Origin of the sequence: Ensifer sp. LC384 (assembly GCF_001695865.1) — a bacterium.
In the GTDB taxonomy this organism is placed as follows: domain Bacteria; phylum Pseudomonadota; class Alphaproteobacteria; order Rhizobiales; family Rhizobiaceae; genus Ensifer.
On the sequence record NZ_MBST01000057.1, the window covers coordinates 1 to 7,765 of the forward strand.

General features: G+C 59.5%; 5 protein-coding genes and 4 pseudogenes. 1 reads left to right on the forward strand and 8 read right to left on the reverse strand.

What is annotated here, in order from left to right:
- Window positions 1-74 precede the first annotated feature (74 nt).
- The 7 genes and pseudogenes from BC363_RS29000 to BC363_RS29020 all read right to left on the reverse strand — a co-directional run.
- Window positions 75-959: pseudogene (locus tag BC363_RS29000) on the reverse strand (transposase); the annotation flags it as partial.
- Window positions 960-1,030: 71 nt separating this feature from the next.
- On the reverse strand, window positions 1,031-1,384 hold the full coding sequence (gene tnpB, locus BC363_RS29005) for an IS66 family insertion sequence element accessory protein TnpB (RefSeq protein WP_065786261.1): 354 nt from the start codon (window positions 1,382-1,384) through the stop codon (window positions 1,031-1,033).
- Entirely contained in the window at window positions 1,368-1,811 is a 444-nt protein-coding gene (locus BC363_RS29010; protein ID WP_065786262.1) for a transposase, read from the reverse strand. The genes tnpB and BC363_RS29010 overlap by 17 nt, the downstream gene beginning before the upstream one ends.
- 91 nt (window positions 1,812-1,902) lie before the next feature.
- Window positions 1,903-2,025: pseudogene (locus BC363_RS33965) on the reverse strand (IS6 family transposase); the annotation flags it as partial.
- A gap of 437 nt (window positions 2,026-2,462) precedes the next feature.
- A pseudogene (locus BC363_RS29015) lies at window positions 2,463-3,294 on the reverse strand (IS256 family transposase); the annotation flags it as partial.
- A gap of 3 nt (window positions 3,295-3,297) precedes the next feature.
- Window positions 3,298-3,527 (reverse strand): annotated as a pseudogene (locus BC363_RS36140) (ISL3 family transposase); the annotation flags it as partial.
- Between the two features lie 90 nt (window positions 3,528-3,617).
- Complete coding sequence (locus BC363_RS29020; protein ID WP_065786263.1) at window positions 3,618-5,135, reverse strand: amino acid permease; 1,518 nt, start codon at window positions 5,133-5,135, stop codon at window positions 3,618-3,620.
- Window positions 5,136-5,609: 474 nt separating this feature from the next.
- Here BC363_RS29020 and BC363_RS29025 point away from each other — a divergent pair, with 474 nt between their 5' ends.
- Window positions 5,610-6,056 (forward strand): hypothetical protein, encoded by a 447-nt coding sequence (locus BC363_RS29025; RefSeq protein WP_065786264.1) that lies wholly within the window; start codon window positions 5,610-5,612, stop codon window positions 6,054-6,056.
- A 1,105-nt stretch (window positions 6,057-7,161) separates the two neighbouring features.
- Here BC363_RS29025 and BC363_RS29035 read toward each other — a convergent pair.
- On the reverse strand, window positions 7,162-7,653 hold the full coding sequence (locus BC363_RS29035) for a hypothetical protein (protein WP_141690470.1): 492 nt from the start codon (window positions 7,651-7,653) through the stop codon (window positions 7,162-7,164).
- Window positions 7,654-7,765 lie beyond the last annotated feature (112 nt).

The following is a 7,765-nucleotide window of genomic DNA, read 5'->3' on the forward strand; positions in this document are numbered from 1 at the left end:
TTGACGTATCGATGCCGATACGGATAATCTTGTCCACGGACGGCTCCCTTTGTTTGAGATCTTCACGACTCACTCTGGCACGTTTCGATGCCGTTCGGGGGCCGTCCACCCCAACACATATACGACGTGCAGGTCGCTTCCTTGCCCGCTTCCTTCAGCACCTGGACTGTGGTCTCGTCGCCATGAATGACGGTCTGCGATCGAAGCCGCAGCTTCAGCCTGTCATAGATACGAGCCAGGTGTTTCTCGCTCGAACCGATCACCCAGTGGCCCAAAGCGCCGCGGCTGACAGGAACCCCGGCGCGCTCGAAGGCTTGCGCCAGACGATAGAGCGGCGTGCCGTCGACATATTTATGAACGAGCGCGAAGGCCAGCGTCGAGGCGGTGGCGATGCTGCCCGGAAGCGGCTGCTTCGGCATCGGCGCGATGACAACAGGCGTGTTGATGCCGGTGCGGTCGCAGTGTCGGCACGCATATTTGGCTCGGGCATTCTGCAGAACCGTGGCCTTCACCTCGATGTGAAGCTGCTCGGTAACGAGTTCGCCCATGCGATGCATCGGGTGGCTGCAGCACGGACAGACCTTCTGGTCGTCGGCAAGGTCATATTCGACGCGCTGGCGCGGCAGGTTCGCCGGCAATGGCCTGCGGCCGGGTTTCTTGCCCTCCGGCCTTTCGCTCTCCGGCAATCCCGTGTCCGGTAGAGCGACGGCATCATCGGCGTCTTCGCTGTCTTCGTCCCCCTCAAGGGCAGCCTGCTCGGCCTCGTTGAAGAGGCGATCCATGTGCTTTTCGCTGCGCGGCGCAAAACGATGCAACTGCGCCAGCGCCAGTTCTTCCTCAAGCTTGAAGACGCGCTGCGCAAGGATATCCTTCTCGGCCTTCAGCGCGGCGATTTCGGCAGCATTCGCCGCCAAAAGCGCCATCAATTCCGCAACATCAGGGGTACCGGTCCGAGTCATTATAGTCTTGAATCTGAGCCGTTCCCTTGCGTCAACGGTCCCGCGACAAACGCTGTGCGTTTGCGCCGAGTTCAGCCGACAAATTCATATTGTCGCACCGGATGGCGCACCATCGCGTCGAGATCAATGCCGTCAAGCAACCAATGCAGTTGCTCGGCATCGAGCGGCACCACCGTCTCCGGCCGCCGCGGCCAGCGGAATCTGTCTTCCGTCAGCGCCTTCAGCACCAGCACAAAGCCAGACCGATCGAAGAACAGCAATTTCATCCGGGTGCGGCGGCGATTGCAGAAGGCGAACACCGCGCGCTCGAACGGGTTGAGGCGCATCGACTGCTCGACCAGGATCGCAAGGCTGTTGATCCCGGCCCGGAAGTCGATCGGCTCCCGGTGAAGATAGACGCGCAGATCATCAGCCAGCCGGAACATCGCAACGCCCCAGTGCTTCGATCATCGCCGACAGAGCCTCAGCATCCGCATCTTCAAGCTCAAGCCGCACACCGTTCGGTAGCGACGCCTTCAACCGTAGCCGTGGCGAAGTCGGCCGAGCCGACGGGGCCGGCGGTCGTGCAATCGCAGATACCGCAACCACCGGAACGAAGGCCGGCGGCGCGCTGTTCGGCAGAACCGTCAATTCCTTCACGCTCGCTTGCCGGCGTCGGCGTAGCGCCACCCAGTTGCGCAACTGATTGGCGTTGACTCCGTGCGCCAGCGCAAGCCCGGCAATCGAGACTCCCGGCTCAAGGGCCGCATCAACCAAGCGCTCCTTCTCAACCGGATCAAATCGTCGCTTACCGTTGCCAAGAACCCGAACCACTCGAAGCGGCCCTGATCTTCCCGCGCCATCCATTGTCATTGTGTCCACAGTCTCCGTTGTGGACACAGACTCCCTCACGGCCACGTCTATGAACAGGTGCGGGGAATTCCGCGCTTACTTTTTTGGAACTCGGTGGGACGAAGAGATTTCGCAGCGCTGAGAAGATGTTGATGAAACGCTGCAGACCGCCAGGCGATCGGAAGCCCTGCATCATTCGCTCTCGTTTTCGCAAAGGTAGATGCGAGTTCTCAGATGGGGTATTCGGCCTGCCGTTGGAACCTGTGAATTCGCTATGAGCTGCAGCGGCCAGACTGATGGCACAATGAGGTAGCGGCCTCGAGCCTCAGTGGGACGAATGCACCATGAAACACTATGCGGGTTTGGACGTCTCGGTTAAAGAAACCTCCGTGTGCTTCCTAGATGCCGTAATGGGCCTTTGTTCGTCAAGTCCCTCCGAATGATCATCACGTCGCCAGGATCATGCTTCTGTCCGTGGTCAGCACGACGGCTGCCACCTCATGCCATCAGATCCGGAGCCAGCAGGTCAATCTAGGACGCGTGATTTGCCGAAGCATTCACAGCACTACTCCCGACCTTGCCAAGCCCTCGTCCCGGCGACGGGACCTCGGAGAAGCAGGATAGCGTCCGTCAAGGTGGTGTAATTTCGGGTGTGGTTCCGGGCCGTCATGATCAGGCGGCTCTGGGTGTAATTTGAAGTGTAATTTCCTCTTCGATTGTCGGTGGATTTAGCTCGGCCATCGCCTCGACCTGCATGTATCGGCTGAGAAGCTGCCATTCGTCGTTGGCTTCGAGCAGAACCGCTCCGATGAGGCGGATGATGCTGTCTTCGTTGGGGAAGATGCCGACGACATCGGCGCGGCGCTTCACTTCCTTGTTGAGCCGTTCGAGCGGGTTGGTGCTGTGAAGCTTGGTGCGATGCTGCGCAGGAAAGGCCATGTAGGCGAGCACGTCGGCTTCCGCATCGTCCATGAAGGCTCCCAGCTTCGGCCACCGGGCGCGGAGCTGGTCGGCGACAAGCCGCCAGGTCTGCGCGGCATTGTCGTGGTCGGGCTGGATGAAGGCTTGCCGGATCGCGGCGGCGACCATGGTGTGCTGGCCCTTGGGGACATAGGCCAGCGCGTTGCGCATCGCATGAACCCGGCATCTCTGCCATGTCGCGCTGAGGATGCGGGTGATAGCGGCCTTCAGGCCTTCATGAGCATCGGAAATGACCAGCTTGACGCCGGTGAGGCCCCGACGCACCAAATCGCGCAGGAAGCTCGTCCAGAACGGCTCGGCCTCGGAAGGGCCGATGTGCAGGCCGACGATCTCCCTTTTCCCGTCCGTGTTGACGGCCACCGCGATTATCGCAGCAACCGAGACAGTGCGCCCGCCCTCGCGCACCTTCAGATATGTGGGCATCAAGCCAGAGATAGGGCCAGTCGTCGGAAAGCGGGCGCTTGAGGAAGGCATTCACCCGCTCGTCGATGTCCTTGCACAGCTTGGAAACGGAGGATTTGGAGAACAGCGTGTCGCCGCTGACCGGCATGGCGAGCCTGTGCGAAAGCCTGCAACTGGGACAGCAAAGCCGATCGCCAGCTGGCTTTCGCCGAGCCGCGCCGTGCGACGCGCCTTAGGCCGGACAACGTCGGCAAGCCTCTCGGTGACGATCCGCTGAGGACAATGCGCGCTGCCACCGCGAAACCGCCTCGATTGAAGCCGTACTTCGCGTCCATGCCACGGCAGGTCCGAAAGCGACGACATCGTGGCCGCCTCAACGCGGCTATTGTAATCAAGTAAACCTCCACCTCTGGTGGCGGTCATGACTTTACCAGCCTCGCTTGCTCACGGCCGCATGGATTCTGCGCCTTCGCGCTGCCTGACCGCAAACTCCTCCTCCGGTGAATAGACTAACGTCTTGCGGCCGTAAGCGGCGAAATACACGACCGCGAGGGCATACCAGATTGCCACGCCGATAATACCCTTCTGATAGAGCGGGTCGGTGAACTGGAAGAAGATCGTGATTAGCGCGATTATCACGGTAATCACCGCACCGGGCACGCCGAACGGGCTGCGGTACGGTCGCTCAATATTTGGGAAGGCACGTCGCAGCTGGATAAAAGTCAGCCCCTGCAGCAGATAGGAGAACATTGCCCCAAACACGGCCATGTTCAGAAGCACGCCGCCGATGAACGAGCCGGCCTCCTCACCTCCTTGAGTGAACCACACCACCAGCATTACCAGGAAGCCGACCAGTGAACCGGCGGCCAGTGCCGTATTGGGAGTCTTGTGCTTGCCATGGGTGACCGACAGAAAATGCGGAAAATAGCCGGCGCGCGAGAGTGAGTAGATCTGCCGGCCGAAAGCGAAGATGATGGCGTGGAAACTGGCGATCAGTCCGGCAACTGCAAACAGCGACAGTACTTTTGCCCAGCCCGCTCCATAAATGGCTCGGAAGCCGTCGAGGATCGGCTCGCCCGACGACCCGAGCTTGAACGCGCCGTCTGGAATGGCCGGATTGATAATGAGCACCAGGAAGCCGGTCGCAATCAACGTGAACATGCCGAGCATGATGCCTCTCGGCATGTCACGGCGTGGATCCACGGACTCCTCGGCGGCGAGTGGTAGCTGTTCGATCGCGAGAAACAGCCAGACGGCAAAGGGCATCGAGGCCAATACACCATAGATGCCGAACGGGAGAAACGGCCCGCCGCCGTCTGGAAGTTCGATGGCCTCACCGGTCGCCGGATCGACGCCGACGTTCATCGCATATCGGCCGAAGTCGATGAATGGAATTGCGCTCGCAAAGAATAACACGAGGACCCCGAGTGCAATCAGGGTGACGATCACCGTCACGGTAAAGGAGAGTTCCACCCCACGGACGTTCAAGCCGACGAAGATGAGATAGCCGATCAGCCACCAGACCGGTTGGAAGCTTTGTGGCGTCTCGAAAATTCCGGTCAGGTAGGCGCCGATAAAGAACACCACTACCGCAGGGGTGAGTACATATTCGATGTTTTCCGCTACACCGGTGATGAAGCCCCCCCAAGGTCCGAAGGCCGTCCGCGCGAAAGAGTACGCGCCGCCCGTGTGCGGCAGGGCCGGGCTCATCTCGGCGATGGAATAGGTGAGGCCGAGATACATCAGGGTGATCAGGATGGTGCCGACAAACATGCCGCCCCAACCGCCGACCGCAAAGCCGAGATTCCAGCCGGAGAAGTCGCCGGAGATGACTGCGCCGACACCAAGAGCCCAGAGCGAGAAGACGCCTGCGTGGCGCCTCAACTGTCGTATGTCGAAATACTCCTGACCGGGTAGATGATAGATCACGCCGCCTTCATGCTCTTTGTTCTCGTTGGCCATGACAGTTGCCTCCTGATCAAGGTGCACTCATCACTCGGACATTGTCCGGATAACTTGTCCGTCATCTGATGGGGCGGTAATCATGCTCGCGTATGTCGCCACACATCAAGAAATAGCATCACGCCTACTTGAGAATTTTGTCAAATGTTCTTTGTTTGCGGCGTGAAAAGGCTGGGCTGGAGCTCCAGTGGATGCGATTTAATTAGATTGGCGAAGTACAGGCACAGCGCTGGCAGCAGAAAACCTGCCTAAATAGTGCTGGCGCCAGTCTGCGGGCCGGGTTCGTTTCATGAACCTGCCAGCCGAAGCCCTACACTGTCGCAGAGTCGAAGCTCACGGCAGTCTGTGCTATCATTCGTCGAGCTACGAGGCGATCAAATTGCCGGGTGGCAGTCGACTGTCGGCCCCGGAGTTCAGTTGCTGATCGATGGAAGCGAATGCCTCTCGGGGCGAGTTTTAAGCGAGGAGGCGACAATGAAGCACCAAACACGTGAACGGCTTCAGACAATTGCCGACATTCATCCAAATATGCAGCACCGCCCTCTGACGCGGGATGAGCGTCTTGCACGATGGGTAGAACTTTTGGAGCAAGCGCCTGATCGATGCCTCAACACACTTTCAGAGACCGAGTATCAGCCTGGCTCAATTCGCGATGCGATGCGAGGCGAAGATTCCCCCATAACCGTCGCATTCGAGGACCCCGCGCTGCGTGCCGACGGCCTCAACGACGATACCTATGGCGAGGCGAAACGGTTCTTTGAACTGAGTGACTTGGAAGTGCATCAGCTTGTGTGCAGTTGTCATTCCGGTGCAACGGTGCGCGCCGGGGCGGTTGCGCAGTGCCTTCGTGCCGTGGCTGAGCCCGGCCCAGGCTTGCTTACCATGTTGCTGAACGCGCTGATGATCCTTCGACCCGCGTGACAACCTTCAGGCCCGTCCCGCTGGTTTTAACCGCGAGTCGGGAGTTGGCTGATATCCAAGCCGGTCAGGTCGCTCCAAGCATGTTCGAACCTGGAGGTTGCAGCCTGCCCGGTCTTCTACGGATGCACCCAGCTGCAAGACGCTGTTGCGGCCCGAGCCCGGAGACCGCTGCGTATTTTGATCGTTCGGCTCGGTGAGGTGTCCGCCGGTTCAACAGCAGCGCGGATGTTGCGGATGGGATTTCGATTCAGGGGGATCACCGCTTCATACGAAGTCTCGCGATTGTGAAATATGCGTCGGCGAGCGGGTTACGGGCCGAGGGGCGGCCATCCTCATCAGCCTTTTCGCTCGACACTTCGAGTGCCCGCAGCAGGTGCTCGGCGACATCCAACCGGCCCTGTCGGCAGGCCCGGTTAAAGAGAGTGAGTATGTTCTCCCGGAGTTTTTCGGAGCCAGCGCGCATTCGTTGGCAACCTCCATGCTTGCGGTAAGGCTACAGCTTCCAACGGTGGCAAGGTCAAGCCCTTCGGCAGCGATCGTTGCGTTTCACGCTGAGGCCGCAGGCAGCGGAAGGCCAGGTGCCCGTGAAAATGGTCCGGGATAACGGCTGGCCGCTGTTGAGCGTGTTCTCATTCGTCCGTCACCTTTGGAACCAACGTGGCCCAGTGCGTGCGCTGCGGCGAAAACGGCCAACTGAAGGAACAATCAGCGATTGGCCTCAGTGCGTATCCGACCCACGGTCGCCCTATGAACCCGGAAGCGCGGGCAATTTCTGCGGCTAGTCGGCCATCATTCAGCATGCCGATGATTTCGGAGCGCTGATCAGACGACAGTTTCGGGCGAACAAAGCAAGGCTTCCCCTTCGGGGAAACCGCGTCCAACGACAGCCTGTGGCAATTGCGACACAACGATAATGGCAGTCGCGTTGATATTTGGAGTGTTGTCTGGGTCGCGGCGCTACTTTGATCGCAGCGGCCAATCTCCAGGTCCCGGATAACGGAATCGGGGACCTGACGAAGATGAGAGCGGCTCACGGGCGGCTATTCTGCATCGTCCGCCGAGTCCGCGTTGAGCTGGCCGTATTTTTCCGGTCCGAGTTCGGCGCTTATGTTCTTGGCAGGCGCTGGCGCTCCAAGTGCCCGGCAGCTAATGTACGAACCGCCTGGGTCGGCGTCATGATGACGGCATCAGAAAATTCGGGTTTGTTCGGCAGGCGCGCAAAGATCTCGTCGGTCGTTACCAAGACATTGCGCGCAGCATTTTCATGCGACCAGAAGGCTTGAGCGGCGCCTAGGCGATTGCGCCACTCCCACGCAGCGGCACTCTGCAGATCCTTTTCGTCCAGGTCATGTGCTGCCGCATAATCCAACCATCGTTCAGGCGTCGCCGGGAAAAGGGTTTTGAAGATAAGGCGCTCTCGACGAACCGACGCTTCGTCGCTCATAATCGCGAACCCGTGGAACGAAAGGCCGTGTCTTGCTATCGGCCGCAAAAGCGTGATTTCGCCAAGGCCGACAGCAATCAACCGTTTTTGGAAATCGGCAAAGCGATGGAGGTGAGCACCGCCTGGCTGGTGTTCGCAGGGGTGTTGGTGCATAGATCGTCAATAATTTGGCGATAGCGGTCAGGCCCGATTTCAGCTTGATCCGTGTGCCATGCCCCACAAGCACAACGCCGCTCGCCGTCATCACATTAAGAAGATGAAATTC

What these genes read in the sequence shown, in the direction of transcription:
- BC363_RS29010 (WP_065786262.1), bottom strand. Translation starts at nt 1,811, where the DNA reads ATGACAATGGATGGCGCGGGAAGATCAGGGCCGCTTCGAGTGGTTCGG.
- BC363_RS29025 (WP_065786264.1), top strand. Translation starts at nt 5,610, where the DNA reads ATGAAGCACCAAACACGTGAACGGCTTCAGACAATTGCCGACATTCAT.
- tnpB (WP_065786261.1), bottom strand. Translation starts at nt 1,384, where the DNA reads ATGTTCCGGCTGGCTGATGATCTGCGCGTCTATCTTCACCGGGAGCCG.
- BC363_RS29035 (WP_141690470.1), bottom strand. Translation starts at nt 7,653, where the DNA reads ATGCACCAACACCCCTGCGAACACCAGCCAGGCGGTGCTCACCTCCAT.
- BC363_RS29020 (WP_065786263.1), bottom strand. Translation starts at nt 5,135, where the DNA reads ATGGCCAACGAGAACAAAGAGCATGAAGGCGGCGTGATCTATCATCTA.